This window comes from Neobacillus drentensis (assembly GCF_036965245.1).
GTDB lineage: Bacteria > Bacillota > Bacilli > Bacillales > Cytobacillaceae > Neobacillus > Neobacillus drentensis_G.
In genome coordinates this window covers 16442-32812 of sequence record NZ_JBALPG010000002.1, presented here as the reverse complement: position 1 = coordinate 32812, position 16371 = coordinate 16442, and the positions used below count along the sequence as shown (strand labels likewise).

14 protein-coding genes are annotated in these 16371 nt (G+C 37.8%); 4 read left to right on the top strand and 10 right to left on the bottom strand.

Annotated features, from left to right (window positions below; translation table 11 throughout):
- Nucleotides 1–7: 7 nt before the first annotated feature.
- The gene (locus V7150_RS00290) at nt 8–340 is read right to left on the bottom strand and encodes a rhodanese-like domain-containing protein (RefSeq protein WP_335512466.1); all 333 of its coding nucleotides are present in this window, start codon (nt 338–340) and stop codon (nt 8–10) included.
- 104 nt (nt 341–444) lie between these two features.
- Nucleotides 445–771, bottom strand: a complete 327-nt coding sequence (locus V7150_RS00285) for a YnfA family protein (RefSeq protein WP_335512464.1) — start codon at nt 769–771, stop codon at nt 445–447.
- Nucleotides 772–1124: 353 nt separating this feature from the next.
- Between V7150_RS00285 and liaG the strand changes: the two genes are divergently transcribed.
- From liaG to V7150_RS00270, 3 genes are all read left to right on the top strand, one after another.
- Nucleotides 1125–2000: a LiaG family protein gene (gene liaG / locus V7150_RS00280; protein ID WP_335512462.1), complete on the top strand. Its 876-nt coding sequence runs from the start codon at nt 1125–1127 to the stop codon at nt 1998–2000.
- Nucleotides 2001–2192: 192 nt separating this feature from the next.
- Nucleotides 2193–2582 carry a hypothetical protein gene (locus V7150_RS00275; protein ID WP_335512461.1) on the top strand — a complete coding sequence of 130 codons (390 nt, stop codon included), beginning with the start codon at nt 2193–2195 and terminating at the stop codon, nt 2580–2582.
- Nucleotides 2583–2894: 312 nt separating this feature from the next.
- Nucleotides 2895–4244 (top strand): MATE family efflux transporter, encoded by a 1350-nt coding sequence (locus tag V7150_RS00270; RefSeq protein WP_420490238.1) that lies wholly within the window; start codon nt 2895–2897, stop codon nt 4242–4244.
- Nucleotides 4245–4347: 103 nt separating this feature from the next.
- On the opposite strand, the gene V7150_RS00265 is transcribed toward V7150_RS00270, so the two are convergent.
- Complete coding sequence (locus V7150_RS00265) at nt 4348–6576, bottom strand: putative bifunctional diguanylate cyclase/phosphodiesterase (RefSeq protein WP_335512457.1); 2229 nt, start codon at nt 6574–6576, stop codon at nt 4348–4350.
- A gap of 346 nt (nt 6577–6922) precedes the next feature.
- Between V7150_RS00265 and V7150_RS00260 the strand changes: the two genes are divergently transcribed.
- The gene (locus tag V7150_RS00260) at nt 6923–7438 is read left to right on the top strand and encodes a DoxX family protein (protein WP_335512455.1); all 516 of its coding nucleotides are present in this window, start codon (nt 6923–6925) and stop codon (nt 7436–7438) included.
- Between the two features lie 140 nt (nt 7439–7578).
- Here V7150_RS00260 and V7150_RS00255 read toward each other — a convergent pair whose 3' ends face one another.
- From V7150_RS00255 to V7150_RS00225, 7 genes are all read right to left on the bottom strand, one after another.
- Nucleotides 7579–9243 (bottom strand): glycoside hydrolase family 13 protein, encoded by a 1665-nt coding sequence (locus V7150_RS00255; protein WP_420490237.1) that lies wholly within the window; start codon nt 9241–9243, stop codon nt 7579–7581.
- Between the two features lie 54 nt (nt 9244–9297).
- Nucleotides 9298–10320 (bottom strand): LacI family DNA-binding transcriptional regulator, encoded by a 1023-nt coding sequence (locus tag V7150_RS00250; protein WP_335512454.1) that lies wholly within the window; start codon nt 10318–10320, stop codon nt 9298–9300.
- 55 nt (nt 10321–10375) lie between these two features.
- Entirely contained in the window at nt 10376–11191 is an 816-nt protein-coding gene (locus tag V7150_RS00245) for a carbohydrate ABC transporter permease (RefSeq protein ID WP_335512452.1), read from the bottom strand.
- The gene (locus V7150_RS00240) at nt 11191–12051 is read right to left on the bottom strand and encodes a carbohydrate ABC transporter permease (protein ID WP_335512564.1); all 861 of its coding nucleotides are present in this window, start codon (nt 12049–12051) and stop codon (nt 11191–11193) included. The genes V7150_RS00245 and V7150_RS00240 overlap by 1 nt, the downstream gene beginning before the upstream one ends.
- A 340-nt stretch (nt 12052–12391) precedes the next feature.
- Nucleotides 12392–13696, bottom strand: coding sequence for an ABC transporter substrate-binding protein (locus tag V7150_RS00235; RefSeq protein ID WP_335512450.1), 1305 nt, complete (start codon nt 13694–13696; stop codon nt 12392–12394).
- 487 nt (nt 13697–14183) lie between these two features.
- Nucleotides 14184–15851 (bottom strand): glycoside hydrolase family 13 protein, encoded by a 1668-nt coding sequence (locus V7150_RS00230; RefSeq protein WP_335512448.1) that lies wholly within the window; start codon nt 15849–15851, stop codon nt 14184–14186.
- A 98-nt stretch (nt 15852–15949) separates the two neighbouring features.
- Nucleotides 15950–16354: a globin gene (locus tag V7150_RS00225; RefSeq protein ID WP_420490236.1), complete on the bottom strand. Its 405-nt coding sequence runs from the start codon at nt 16352–16354 to the stop codon at nt 15950–15952.
- Nucleotides 16355–16371: the final 17 nt, after the last annotated feature.

Below are 16371 nucleotides of genomic sequence, written 5' to 3'. Positions count from 1 at the left end.
CTCCCTATCAATCTTCCAGTGAATTCATATATACCTTCCACGCCGTAAGACCTCCATCCAATACAGTCACATGATAATCGTGAGTATTTAGGATAGCGGCACACTTAGATGCAGAATTACCAGTTGTGCAGGTCACGATGATTTCTTGGTCTTTCGGTAAGGATAGCTGAGCATCTTGTTTCTCGTCCAGTTGAAAAATAACGTTTTTTGGAAGATTACGGCTTTCCTTTATGTGAAATTCATTGAATTTTTCTTCCGCCCTGACATCCAGTAGACGTACCTTTTCACCACTTTGCAGTCTTTCATGGAGTTCTTTCGGTGTGATTTTTTTGTATGTCATTTTGTGCACCTCCATTACAAAGAATAACACAATTTTTATTAAAGGACCGATTAAATCTTTCGGTAATCGAAAAAAATATCGAATTGGAATTTTTGATCAATAAATTAATGTCTCGGTGCCCAGAGCATGACCGAAACACCAATTAAACAAATAAAGGCACCAACCCAATCGTATGTATCAGGTGTCTTTTTATCAACTCCCCATCCCCACAATACTGCGAGAATAATAAAAACTCCCCCATATGCAGCATAAACCCGTCCAAAGCTCGGGAAATTTTGAAGTGTTGGAATAATTCCATATAAAATTAAGATGATCCCTCCTAGTATTCCATACCATAATGGCTTGTCTTCCCGCAGCCACAGCCAGACCAAGTAACCCCCGCCAATTTCGGCTAATCCAGCAAATATAAACAATATGATTGCTTGCAGCATTGTAATCACTCACCTTATTCTTAAATTTAACAAATACCCCCAAAAGCGACCAGGCTCTTATCCATTTCAATAGTTCAGTCGCCAATAACTTCTATGGACTTTCAACTAACCATTGAGATATCCTTTTTCAATTAAAGCACCAAATGATGCCCAATGGAATCTATAATGAAAAAATACCTTTTTTGTATTCTTGTTTAGCTATAAGAGTTCCTTTTTTCAACAAACGCAAGTCGTTCATCTCTTAAATACACCTTAAGTCTTAGATAAAAATAAATCTCCGGTACATGGAAGAAAGGTGAAGGATTTCTTAACCTATATATAGAAGGAGTATGAAAGAAAAGGGGATGTTACAAATGAAGAGAATATTGATTTTGTTATTAGTGATTACCGGATTATATATAGTCTTTAATCAAGCCTATCGCTTAGATATTTTTGGTGCCGGCAGTGACGGTAATAAAGACGGGCAAGCAGCCATTTCAAATGATATCAAGGTAATTAAAGTAGATGTTTCAAGTGTCAGTACAACAATTATTCCTGAGGATCGGCCCAATTTAAAAGCAGTTTATAACGGGAAGCAAAAATTAAAAGTTTCTGAAAATGGGGATACAGTGGAGGTTTCTGTAAAAAGCAAGGGATCTAATTGGTTCAATTGGTCATCGTTTTCGGAAAAATCCAAGCTAAAAATCTACATTCCAGAAGATTATAACCGGAATATGATTATTGATTTAGGCTCAGGAAATTTGAATTTTTCCGGACAGTCTAAAGAGAAGCCGATGAACTTAGATGAATTAACCGTTGATATTGGTTCTGGGAACATGAATTTCAGAAATTTAATCGTTAAACAATGGAAGCAAGACGTAGGTTCTGGAAATGTGAAGATCGATTCGTTCAAAACGAATTTAGGCACTGTTGACCTTAGTTCCGGTAGCCTTGATATCAAACACTACATTGGTGCAATTGAAGCTGATGTTTCATCGGGAGAGTTAAATATTCAAATGGATAAGTTAGCAGATTCGGTTAAAATGGATGTAAGCTCAGGGGATGTGGGGCTTGATTTACCTGATAACGCTGATTTTACTCTTAATAGTGATGTCAGCAGCGGCAACATTTCATGTAATTTTCCATTGACCACAAAAGAGCATAATAAACACAGTATTCAGGGCAAACATGGCTCTGGAAAGTATAAAATCGACCTAGATGTTTCTAGTGGCGATATCCGGATACATTAATGCTAAAAAGCGCTTGGATTTCCAAAATCCAAGCGCTTTTTTTGAGAGAAAGTATAAATTTTGACTTTGAGTATGGACAAGCATGACGGTGATTTGTATCACGTTTCTGTTTAAAACTCTAAGTAACCAATAATTCCTAAATATCATATCGTATACTGTCTTTTGTTATTCCTTATGGAAGGAGAGTGAAGCATGTCATATAACCCGTATCATTATCCAGTTATTCAACTGATGCCGCCCTATCCAGCAAGTATGGTTAACTATCCAATTCCCCGTACGTATCCGGCTGTGGATCCTAAAATATTTGAAGGTTCGGTTAAGTCATTTCGCCAATTAATGGAACAAGCAAGTATATTACTAAACCGCTTAGGTAATGTTTCGTTTGCTAGAAAATTGATGAGCGCTGCCCAGCAAGGGAAAAATGCCGAAGTGGACAAAATGATTAAATCTATTGGTCTAAGAGTCCCGGTAGTAACCAAGTTTAATCCTACCGATGTGCATTTCATTCTGACAACACCACCAACCCCGTACAATCCAATTAATTGCTGCACCTTAACTGTGGGGATGAAATGGAGTCAATAAACCGATTAGTACCTTGCATTTCACTGACAAACATATAATAAAAAATACCTGATGACTTTGAAATTTAATGAAGTCATCAGGTATTTTTTTATGCATATCTTTCTTGGACTTAATCTGCGTATGGTAAGTTAAATCTATAGTTCACAGAAGCATTCTTTAGAAAGAACGTTACGAAATGGATCAAGTACATTTTAATAATAGAATTATAGATATTGATGCTTTTAAAACACCCACCCCTATTTTTAATAACCGGTTAGGTGTACAATGGGAATGATATTTTAATAAGTTAATATGACAAAGGAGTATTTTAGCTTGGAAGAACAAACTAACAAGTTTCAGGAACAATCGTTATTCAGTATTTCTTGGCCGCTTTTTATTGAGCTGGCCCTTCATATGGGTATTGGGATTATTGCTACGTTCATGTTGAGTCATTACTCTGATGCTGCAGCAGCTGGAGTAGGCGTAGCAAACCAGCTATTAAACATTTTTATTTTAGTCTTTACTGTTACTTCGATTGGGGCAACCGTTTTGATTAGCCAAAACCTCGGAGCCGGACGCTTGAAAAACGCAAGACAGCTGTCACGCTCTGTGTTTGGACTGAATTTCTGGTTCGGCATTGTGGTGGCGGTGATCGTTTTCCTCTTTGGAGAACAGCTTTTACATTTATTCGATATTCAGGGAAAAGTATACGACTACGGACTTACATTTGTCCGAATATGCGGAATCTCTCTCTTTTTCGAATCCATCTCACTCGCGTTAAGTGCCATCCTTCGCAGTCACGGATACACAAAAGAATCGATGGTTGTGACCGTGGTCATGGATTTCATCAGTATTGGCGGAAATATCATAGCCATTTCAGGGATTTTCGGCTTACCGATTACAGGTGTAACCGGAGTATCATGGGCGATTGTTATCGCACGGGCCTATGCCGTCTGTGCACTAATCTACCTAGTGTATAACAGACTTTCTTTAAAACTGGCTTTCAGTGATATTTTTAAAGCAAAAAAGGAAGATATCAAAGGGCTGCTGGCAATTGGAATTCCATCAGCGGGTGAAAATCTTTCTTATCAACTCTCCCAGCTGATCATTACAAGCTTTGTTGTTTCCATGGGCACAGCTTCCCTTGCCGCCCGTGTCTATATATTAAATATTAACATGATCTGTTTTTTGTTCACGTTGGCGATTGCCCAAGGAACGCAGCTTTTGGTGGCTCGTTACATTGGCGCTAGACAATTTAATAGGGCGCTAAAGCGCGGCATTCGTACACTAAAGATCTCAATGATTGCCTCTCTCCTTACATCGTTAATTATGGCCATGATTGGCTCACCATTATTAGAGGCATTTACAAAAGACCAGGGCATTATTGCCGTTGGTCTACCCGTATTATGGGCGATTGTTTTTGTCGAACCTGGCAGAGCTATGAATATCGTTTTGATGAGTTCTCTGAAGTCAGCGGGTGATGTCCGCTTTCCAGTCATTATTGGAATACTTTCGATGTGGGGCATTGCTGTTTCTCTTAGTTATCTATTAGGGGTTCATTATGGATTAGGACTATTAGGCATTTGGCTTGCTCAAGGAGCTGATGAATGGCTGCGGGGCTGCTTTGCCTTAAGAAGATGGCTCATGAAACCATGGGAAAGAAAAGTCCATATGACCGTATGAGAAAAAGAATCGCCGATTGCGAGCCCCTAAGGGCGAGGCGTAGTTGCACTTATACCTGCTAGGAAAGTAATATTTACTATCGGCAAAAAAGTGGTACACCAAATTATATAGTGATACCACTTTTTCTATTTCTTTTTAATAGATATTCTTCCATTTGACATGCTGGTATTGGCTTGCTAAACAGGTTCCCTTGACCAATCTTACACTTATTTTTCTTTAAAAAGGCAAGTTGTTCATCTGTTTCAATCCCCTCCGCAATTACGGTAAAATTAAAATTCACCCCCATATCAATTATCGTTTTTACCATAATACCTTGGTTTGAATGGTAAAGAATATCATCGACAAAGGATTTATCAATTTTAATTTTATCGATTGGAAGATGCTTTAAATAATTCAACAAGGAATAGCCTGTTCCAAAATCATCGATAGAAAGCAGTACCCCGCGTTTTTTTAGTTTATTTAGGATAATCGTTGAATTCTCTAAGTTTTGCATAATACTTTCAGTAATTTCTAATTCTAATTGATTCGCCTGAAGTCCAACTTCATCCAAAACTGCTGAAAAATATTCCATAAGATAGTCATCTTCAAATTGGCGTACAGAAACATTTACAGCAATCGGAACTTCACAAAGGCCGGCAATTTCCCAAGCTTTTCTTTGTTTGCTGGCTTCCCATATCACCCATTTACCAATTGGAACAATCAGCCCTGTTTCCTCTGCCAATGGAATGAATTCAGAAGGTGCAATAAACCCATACTCGGGATGCTGCCAACGAATTAATGCCTCTATTCCAACTAGTTCCCCTGTTTCCAAGGATACCTGTGGTTGATAATGAAGTGTTAATTGATTCTGTTCCATTGCTTTCCTTAAACCATTTTCCAGCTCCATTTTCCGAATCGATACCCCATTTAAATTGGAAGAATAGAAACAGAAGTTATTTTTCCCACGTTCTTTGGCTTGGTACATTGCCGTATCTGCATTCTTTAATAATGTTTCCTCATCCTTTCCGTCTGAAGGATAAAGGCTGATTCCAATACTAGGAGTGACAAAAAATTCTTGACAGTTCACTTCTATTGGCTCAGAAAATTCATTTAGAATACGCTGAGCAACAACACTTGCTCTTTCTTTATCAATATCTTCTAGTAAAATAATAAATTCGTCCCCGCCCTGCCTTGAGACAAACCCTTCATTTTGAACAGCCATTTCTAACCTGTCCGCTACTTTTTGGAGAATCATATCTCCAACGGTATGCCCTTTTGTATCATTAATAATCTTAAATCGATCTAAATCTAAAAATAAAACAGCCAATGTCTTATTTTCTTGTTGTCGATTTAACACTTCGTTAAGATAATTCCTAAAGCGATTTCGATTTGGTAAACCTGTCAACGAATCGTGATAGGCCATTTTTTGGATAGTTTTTTCGGCAATTTTTCGTTCAGTAATATCCCTTCCAACCACCTGGACAGCAAATCTGCCTTCATAAAAGATCGGAGCAGAAGCCATTTCAACATCAATTGTCTCGCCATTCAGTTGTTTAACCTGAAATTCGAGTCTAAATCTTTTTTCTTGCTGCTGGGATCCCCTAATTTTAAACGCTTCAACAATTTCTGCAGGTACAAATTTCAACGGAGATTGTCCAATTAATTTTTCCGGATTGCTGGCCCCGACTAGCCTACAACCTGCCTCATTAATATATTCGATTTTATCATTGCTGACGACCGCAATAATATCAGGTGACATTTCTACTAAACTACGATACCTGCCTTCGCTTTCTTTGCGATCCGTTATATCAAATAAAACACTATTAAAGTCGACAAAGTTTCCGTTACTATCGAGCGTTGGAAAACCCCTGTCCTGTATCCAACGAACCTCTCCGTCAAGCCGCACAATCCGATACTCACTAGTAACGGTTTCTCCTTTGGCTAACCTCGCTGCTCTTTCAGATAAAAAAGATACGTCTTCTGGATAAATTACCTTTTTCCATAGATCGAGATCTTGATAAAAATCTTTATAAGTATACCCATATAATTTTTCAATTCCTGAGGTAATTAACAAGGTGTCGGATTTTAAATCATGTGACCAGATAGCAACATCGAGGGTATCAAATATATTTTTCAATTTTAGTTTGCTTTGCCTAAGCTCTTCATATTTTTTTCTTACCCTCTTTATCGTAACAATCAGAAGGGGTAAAGTCCCTATAACAATGATTATAGAAGCATACTTAATGGCTGGAAAAAGACTTGAAGCAGCAAAATCTAGCAGTTCTGTAAGAACAATCAAACTAAAAATGAGTATCCAAATACGTTGAAGGTTTAATTTTTTGGGTTTCCCCATATTTGTTTTCTCCCTTATTCCATTTTGTTGATCTCACGCACAATAAAAATTATTTTGTATCTTAAAAATAACAAAATTTTACCTTTTTCACAATCAAAGGTTTAGACGGATATAAGCGATTGCATTGTTTTTTCTAACTTTAATTTTATTTTTTCGAAAAATTGATATTCATTGGCCAATGCCTATTATAAATGTACTAAAATGTAACAGAATTAGACTGACATACTTTTGTCAAAACATTTCGAACAAACTTTGAACTTATCACTATAGTCATGTTTTTTATATGAAAATCTAATATATTGGAAGTAGAAAGAAACAAATAATAAAAAGAAAGGCGGAATGCATTATGTTTAACAAATTTTTGAGAGAAAATAAAATCTCTGCCGTCCTCTTAACAGTCATACGTTTATACCTTGGATATTCTTGGTTTACAGCAGGATTACACAAAATAACAGGAGGATTTGACGCATCTGGATTTTTAAAAGGTGTTACAGCTAACCCGGTAAAAGGGCCGGACGGTGCGGTTGTTTACGGCTGGTATGTTGAATTTTTAAAAGGATTTGCCTTACCAAATGTTGATCTCTTTAACTTCATCGTTCCTTGGGGTGAATTATTAATAGGCTTAGGATTACTCTTAGGCTGCTTAACAACTGCTGCAATGTTCTTTGGCTTAGTAATGAACTTTAGCTTCTTCCTAGCAGGTACTGTATCTCACAACCCAACAGATATCTTCCTAGGCTTTATCATCCTAGCTGCTGGATATAATGCTGGTAGAATCGGTTTAGACAGATGGGTAATTCCTTTCATCAGAAAAATGAGTAAAAAAGGTGTTGGCAAAGAGACACCAAAAGCGGCTGCTTAAATTAGCTGTTAAAGAAAAATCACCGATTGGCGTGCCCCAAGGGTGAACTCAGTTGCGTAGTTACACTAATGTCTGATAGGAAAGTCAACCTTTCCTATCGGCCAGAAAAAGACGATTCAGTATTGAATCGTCTTTTTATTTTAAACTCGATATACTCTTGTCTCATATGGTTTTAATGTTATTTTTTCAAGTGGTTGATGCTTGGAAACTGGATAGTTGTTCAACAGCAAATTCCGATTATCCAAGGAAACTCCCTGAAATTCTGCCGGCTTCGCAGAAAGATTAGCGATGACAATCATCTTTTCTTTATTCAACGTCCGGGTGTAAGCATAGATTTGTGTGTCATCTTTAAGCAGCAATTCATAGGTACCATACGTAAACACTTCATTCGCCTTCTTCAAACGAATCAGCTTTTTGTAAAAGTTCAAGATGGAATTGGCGTCATGCTCCTGAATTTCTACATTGATGTGCTTGTAATTCGGATTCACCTTCATCCAAGGAGTTCCAGTACTGAAGCCGCCGTTTTCTTCAGCAGACCATTGCATTGGTGTCCGGGAGTTATCACGTCCGGAAGACCAAATGACCTCCATGATCTCTTCATGTGGAATTCCTTCCGCACGCTTCAAACGGTACATATTTTTTGCCGAAACATCATCATAGTTATCAATCGAGTCAAATTGAACATTGGTCATCCCTATTTCCTGACCTTGATAAATAAACGGTGTTCCCTGCATCAAAAAATACATCGCTGCAAACGCGGTGGCACTTTCATACCAATATTCTTGATCATTTCCCCAAGTAGAGACAACACGCGATTTATCATGATTTTCGATAAATAAGGCATTCCAACCCTTGCCTTCCAAGCCTTTTTGCCATCGGGATAAGACATCCTTTAACTCAACAATATCAAGGGCTTTTTTCGTTTCAGCATCCCAAAGTGCCAGATGCTCAAATTGGAACACCATATTGAATTTCCCTGATTTTTCTCCGACCCAATTCTCTACATCTTCCGCATTGTCAACCGTTACCCCGTTTGCTTCTCCAACGGTCATAATATCATATTTGGAAAATGTCTCTTCCTTTAACTCTTGTAAAAGGGTATGAATCCCATCAACATTCATCATTTTTTCAAAACTAGAGACATATGGCAGCCCCTCAGGATTTGGCATATCCAAGAGACCTTCTTCTTTCTTAATATGGCTGATGGCATCAACACGAAAACCGTCTATCCCCTTATTCAGCCACCAGGTGATCATTTTATATAGAGCATGACGAACATCTTTATTTTCCCAATTAAGGTCAGGCTGCTTTTTTGAAAAAATATGCATGAAATATTGGTCTGTTTTTTCATCATATTCCCATGCAGGGCCGCTAAAAATGCTTTCCCAGTTATTTGGCTCTTTTCCTTCTTTACCGTCCCGCCAAATATACCAATCCCGCTTCGGGCTCTCTTTAGAGGAACGGGATTCGATAAACCATGGATGCTCATCACTTGTATGGTTGATGACTAAATCCAGAATCAATTTCATGCCTCGCTGATGTGTTTCTTTTAACAGCAAATCAAAATCTGCCATTGTTCCGAACTCGGCCATGATTTCCTGATAGTCACTGATATCATATCCATTATCATCATTAGGCGATTGATACATCGGGCTGATCCAGATGACATCAATTCCTAAATCCTTTAAATAATCCAGTTTAGAAATGATGCCCTGAATATCACCAATTCCGTCCCCGTTCGAATCCTTAAAGCTGCGGGGATAAATCTGATAGGCAACTGCTTCTTTCCACCATAATTTATTCATGTTAAATCCTCACTGACTCTATTTATGTTGATGCTTTCACGTTCCATCAAAACTTTATTTTTTTGCTGCACAAGATTTTCGTTCAATCAGCTTTGTTGGAATCGTAATTCGCTTAGGTAATGTCTCAGGATTTTCAATCTTTTCAATTAAACACTGTGTTGCTACATGGCCTAATTGAAATGTACCGATATCTACAGATGTTAACGGAGGCTTAGAATGCTCTGATAATGAAAGGTTATTAAAGCTAACGATCGAAATATCATCAGGTACTTTTATGTTTAAGGTATCTAAATGACTAATCATTTCATATGCCATTAAGTCATCCTGTGTGACAAGTGCGGTAGGTGGAACGTCTAACGACATAAGTGACTGAATGACTTCCTTCCCTTTTTCTTTAACTAAATCTTCATGAACAAGGAAGACATCGTTATCAGGAAGTCCTGCCTCCATTAGTGCCGCTTTGTACCCATTTATTCGATCAATTGTTACGACAAAATCCGGATTTACACCTACATATGCAATATTTCGATGCCCCTGCTCAATTAAATAATTGGTTACCTGCTTCGTTATAAAAATATTGTCATTATCCACAAACGTTATTCTTTCTTCATTCGCACTAGGCCTTCCAACAACGGTAAAAGGAAATCCTGATTCCTCAAGATAGTTCATCGTCCGATCATTTACCCGTGAGTATAAAAGAACAATTCCATCTACACGCCTTCCATTCACCATGGAAAGAACCTCGTCGTGAATTTCTTCCTCCGACGATCCGGTTGAAAGATAAATCCCGTACTTACGATCATGGGCGGTCATACTGATTCCTCTTAATACTTCAGGGAAGAATGGGTTTCGAAAGGCATGGTAGGCCGAATTCGGCATAATCACTCCAATGGTTTGAGTGCTTTTAGCAACCAAGCTCCGTGCCTGCAAATTAGGATAGTATCCTAGTTTGTCCATTACTTCTTTTACACGTCTCTTTGTCTTTTCACTGATTCGCGGGTTATTAGCAATCACCCTTGAAACCGTTGAAGGCGCTACACCCGCTTCCCTTGCCACATCTTTAATTGTTACCACCATTACTTCCCCCTAATTCCAAAAGTTGCTATTTTACTATTATATAAAAGATTATTTCTTATTTAACAGCACCTTCGGAAATTCCCTTGATAATTTCCCGCTGTGCAAAGAAGTAGGCGATGATAACTGGGATGATGGCGATTGTTAATCCTGCCAGCGCTAAATGCCATTGTTTCGTATATTCACCAAAGAAGAAGAACATTTTCAATGGGATTGTTTCCATACCTTCTTGGTTGATGACAAGGGACGGAAGTAAATAGTCATTCCAAATCCAAATGGTATTTAAAATCGCCACCGTAACGGTAATCGGTTTTAACATTGGGAAGATAATATACCAAAAGATTTGAAACCGGTTAGCTCCATCAATGGTCGCAGCTTCGTCCAAGGATTTTGGAATTCCGCTTAAAGTACCATGGTATAAAAAGATCGATAGACTTGCGCCAAATCCTAAATACATAAAGATAATTCCCACACGATTTAGCAATTCCATTTTTCCAAAAAACGAAACAAGCGGAATCATCACCGATTGAAACGGAATTAGCATTGCTGCAACAAACATAAAGAACACGATCGTACTTACTTTACCTTTGTTTCTTGAAAGGGCATAAGCAGCCATTGAAGAAAACACGATGATAACCGCAACACTTACAACGGTGATAATGACTGAGTTTAAGAATGTCTTTAAAAAATCCAGTTCGTTAAAGGCTTCAATGTAGTTATCAAAATTAAATGTTTCAGGGAGCTTTAATGTATCTGCAAAAATTTCCTTTTTCGATTTAAACGAATTCACAATCATTAAGTAAAAAGGAGAGAGCCATATGAGACCTAATACCACACCGAGAATCTCCAACGGCCATTTATATTTTCGTCCCATTACATTTCTACCTCCCTTTTCTTATTGATGTACACTTGCGTTAACGAAATCGCTGCAACAATGATAAAGAAGATTACTCCTTTTGCCTGAGCATAAGCCATTTCACTTTCACCAAAGGCCGTTTTGAAAATTTCCATCGCCACCATTTGTGTGGAATTGTATGGTCCCCCTGCTGTTAGTGATAGGTTTTGGTCGTAGAGCTTAAAGGTATTTGATAAGGTTAAAAACATACTAACGGTAAAAGCAGGAGCTACAAGTGGAAACACGATGTAGCGAAGACGCTGGAATGGGCTTGCGCCGTCAATTTCAGCTGCTTCAATAAGTTCAGTTGGTACTCCTTCTAAGTATGCAATGTAAATGACCATAATATATCCGGACATTTGCCAGCTCATTAGGATCACTAAGCCCCAAAATCCTGTTTCTGTTGTGGAGAGCCAGCCTTCTAAACTTTCAATGCCAAATAAATTTCCCACCCCGGCAAATACTTTGGTAAAAATAAACTGCCAGATAAAGCCTAAAATAAGGCCGCCAATTAGGTTTGGCATAAAAAAGATGGTTCTGAGGAATTTACTTGTTTTAATTTTTGATGTAACAATAAGGGCTAATGCAAGGCCAAAGAAATTAATGAAAATAATAGATACAACTGAAAATTTAACCGTGAACCATAGTGAGTCTAAAAATTCCTTATCCTTAAAGACATTAAGGTAATTTTCAAAGCCGATAAATCCGCCCACTTCAATTCCGTTCCAGTTTGTAAATGAATAATAAATCCCAAATACCAGCGGAATAATAACCACCATGGACAATGCTAAAAGAACCGGTGCTAAGAATAACCAGTAGGATACATCCCGAGTACGCATCATGGTAAAAACCTCCAATGTAATTCTTAAGTTTGTAATAAATATGAAAGAAAAGGGGCTGAGTGATAAGAAATGCGCAAGCGTCCGTTTAGTGAAGCTCACTAGCCGCTAGGCGCTCCTCGAAAAAGCTAACGCTTTTCCTTCGTACGAGGAATCGCTTCCTAAGGTTAATCTTATGGAGCTAGATAATCCTCAAAGTCGAAAATTATACTTTCTTATCTCTTAAGTAAAGCGTTAATGCCAAGAGTGCCGTCTTATGAACCAGCCCCTTGCCTCTCTGCTAATTTATAATGGGTCCACACTTTTACAAGTAGGACCCATTATCTGTGATCAGAGGGTATTATTTATTTCTTGATTTCTCCCAAGCTGCTTGAGTGGTTTTTACGACATCTTCCCATTTAGCATCTTTGCTCAAATATTTTTGTATTTGAACTCCGAGCTCATTTTGTCCCCAACTAGTTGGATAACCCATGAATGTCCAGCCAATTGTCTTGCCATCTTGTGAATATTGATAAATTTCTTTAGAAAGCGGGTCACTGATTTTTGATGCATCAAATCCATCATAAGCAGGAATAAATTTAAAATCATTAATAACTGTTTCTTTACCTTTATCAGAAGTGTATAACCAGTCTAAGAATTTTTTCGCTTCGGCAACAGTTTTTTCATCTTTATTACTGTTTACACCCCAGTACATTGGGATTCCAACCGGAATCGCATCTTCTTTATATCCTTCAACAGGGATTGGTAAAATGCCAATACCATTATCTGCGAAATCTTGATCTATGCCTGCGATTGAACTATATACCCAGTTACCTTGTTGAATAATTGCTACCTTTTGAAGCGAGAATAATTCTTCTACTTGCTTAGAATAATCAAGGCTTACAGTCGGCTGTACGGAATAATCGTTTTGTAGGTCAAGTACTTTTTTGAACGAATCACCGTATTTGAAATCAACCTTTTTCGCGTTAAATGCGTTTAACACATTGTTATCAAATTCTGGTGCAAGGAACGTGTTTGATAAGTGTAATCCAGTTACCCAAGTTTCTTTACCAGGTAGAGCAAATACTGCCTCAAGACCAAGGTCTTTTTTCTTAGAATCTAACGTTTTTACTGCCTTTTCAAGATCTGCAAAGCTCTTGATTGATTTTGGATCAATACCGGCTTTTTCAAAGACAGCCTTGTTATAAATGAAACCATAACCCTCTTGGTTGTAAGGTAAGCCAAGTACTTTTCCGTCATTTGTTACGCCATCAAGTGTTCCTTTTAATGCTGCTTTTGAAGCTTCTGTATCGGATAGGTCAGCTAATTTTTTTTGCCAATCTTTTACGTCCTGCGGTCCACCAATATTGTAGATGGCTGGTTCTTTACCTGACGCAAATTTTGATTTTAGGGCTGCACCGTAATCTTCACCGCCGCCAACAGTCGTAATGTTGATATCTACACCTTTGTGTTCTTTTTCATATTCTTTCGCTACTTTTTCAAATTGCTTTTTAAATTCCACTTTAAATTGGAATACATCTATTGTTACATCGCCTTTTGAACCTTCTTTGGAGCCGCTTTTATCTGCATTTCCACAGCCCGTTAAAAGGAGACTTAGGGAAAGAACACCGGCGCCAATTCCGGAAAATAATTTTTTCTTATTCATGATTTACCCCCATATTTATTATTTTTTATAAACTTAAAGATTGTGCAACGCGGGAAAACATAGATGTTTTTATTTGTGTTATTGAAAAATTGATATTCTAAGAAAATCTGAAACATACGAATTGATAAGTAAGGTACCTTAACATGCAATCGTTTGCACAATGACATAAATAAAAAACTATTTTATTCGTATGTTTTGTATCGAAACCCTTAGAAAATCGAATATATACTCGTTTCCAGCGAAAACGTTTGCACGAAGTAGCAGAAAAAAACTGTAAATAATTGATATTCTACAATAACCATTTACCTTGGTTTACAGTAATATCTACTAAAACCCCCTATTCTCATTATGTATCGTTAGCGAAAACGTTTGCACTAATCGATAGATTCATAGTATCACTTTATTTATGAATGCGCAAACATTTTTTTAAATAATTTTTTTTACAAAAAGCATCAGGAAATGAAATCCCGATGCTTTTTGACGATTTCTATTTCTTCAGTACAACTGCCTCATATGGACGTAATACAGCGGGATTCCCAGCTTCGTAGTTAGAAAGGAGGACTTTATATTCAGGAATTCTGCAGGTTAATTCCTCCTCCATCACTAATTCATTTGCACTAAAGTTACACAGCACAAGAAGGCTTTCATTCTTCCACTTTCGCTCATAGGCAAATAATGTTGGATGGTTTTTCGCAAGTAATTGAAAATCTCCTTCAACAATAATATCCATCTCTTTTCGAAGTGAAATCAATTTTTGGTAAAAATAAAAAATCGACTGCGGATCTTCTAAAGCATTTTTAACATTGATTTCTTTGTACCTTGGATTGGTCTTTATCCACGGCGTCCCCGATGTGAATCCGCCATGTTGGGTATCATCCCATTGAACCGGTGTTCTAGCATTATCTCTTCCCTTTGCATAAATGGACGTCATGATTTCTTCATCGGTATAACCTAATGATTTCCGTTCGTGATACATATTAATGGTCTCGATATCGCGATAATCTTCAAGGGAGGCAAACGCTACATTGGTCATGCCAATTTCCTCCCCTTGGTAAATATAAGGTGTACCCTGCATGAAATGAAGACAGGCGGCTAACATTTTTGCCGATTTAACCCGGTATTCCTTGTCATTTCCGAATCTGGAAACAATCCGCGGCTGGTCATGGTTGTTCCAATATAAACTGTTCCAGCCCTTATTATGTAATGCTGTTTGCCATTTTGTTAGGTTTTCTTTTAATTCAACTAAGTTAAGAGGTTTTAAATTCCACTTTCCTCCTGGTGCGCTATCTAAGTCCATATGTTCAAAGGTAAAAATCATGTTTACTTCATTTCTATCGGGATTCGTATAAAGAATAGCATCATCCGGTGTTGTTCCCGGCATTTCACCAACCGTCATGATTGGATATTTTGACAACACCTCTTGATTCATTTCTTGTAAAAATTCATGGATTCTTGGTCCGTTCATACAAAAAGAACTGCCATCACCATATAATTGACCCTCACCTTGAATACCCTCAGGTAATCCCGGCTGTTTTGAAATCAAATTAATAACGTCCATTCGAAAGCCATCGATTCCCTTTTCTAACCAATATTTCATCATGTCGTAAACTTCTTCTCTTAACTTTGGATTTTCCCAGTTAAGATCAGGCTGTTTTTTCGAAAATAAGTGTAAAAAATATTCATTTGTCGTCTCATCATAGTCCCATGCAGATCCGCTGAAAAAAGAGCCCCAATTATTCGGTTCTTTTCCGTTATTGCCTTCACGCCAAATATAGTAATCACGGTATGGATTGTCCTTTGATTTTTTTGATTGTGCAAACCATTCGTGTTCATCTGAGGTATGATTGACGACGAGGTCCATAACCAGTTTCATATCACGTTTATGAATCTCTTTAAGCATCTGATCAAAATCAGCCATTGTTCCGAACTCTTCCATAATTGATTGGTAATCCCTGATATCATAGCCATTATCATCATTCGGAGAATCGTAGATTGGACTGAGCCAAATTACATCGACACCTAATAATTTCAAATAATCCAGCTTCTCGATAATACCTCGGATATCACCGATTCCATCCCCATTCGAATCATTGAAGCTCCGAGGATAAATTTGGTACACGACACTTTTTTTCCACCATTGGTCTATGGTTTTCAATTTTATTACCTCCTCATTGTAAACAAACACACTATAACACAAAAATGGTGCAAAACAGAAAAAAATCCTCAACCATCAAGTTATGGATGAGGATTTTTTTATTCCCGATCTGGACTATTCACCATGATACCGGCTACTTGTGTTAATCGATCATAAAAGGATAGTCCTGCTGGGTTTTGATCAAGGCCAATTTCTTGAAAGGCTTCCTTCATACAGCGGAGCCAGCACTGTGCTCTTCTAGGAGTCACTTCAAATGGCAGATGCCGCTCTCTCATGGCCGGTGGTCCAAATTCTTGACTGTAAAGGGCCGGCCCTCCTAAAAATTGCGGCAGAAACAACCGCTGTTTCCGCTTAATTTCCTCCATATCACCTTCAAACAATGGTGCCAACTCAGGATCGTCATATACACGCGGATAAAAAGCATTGACTAATTTATCAATCGTTTCCTGCCCGCCAATTTCACTATAAAGTGTTTTAAATTTGTATTCCAATTTTCTCACCATCCATATATATTTTCCCC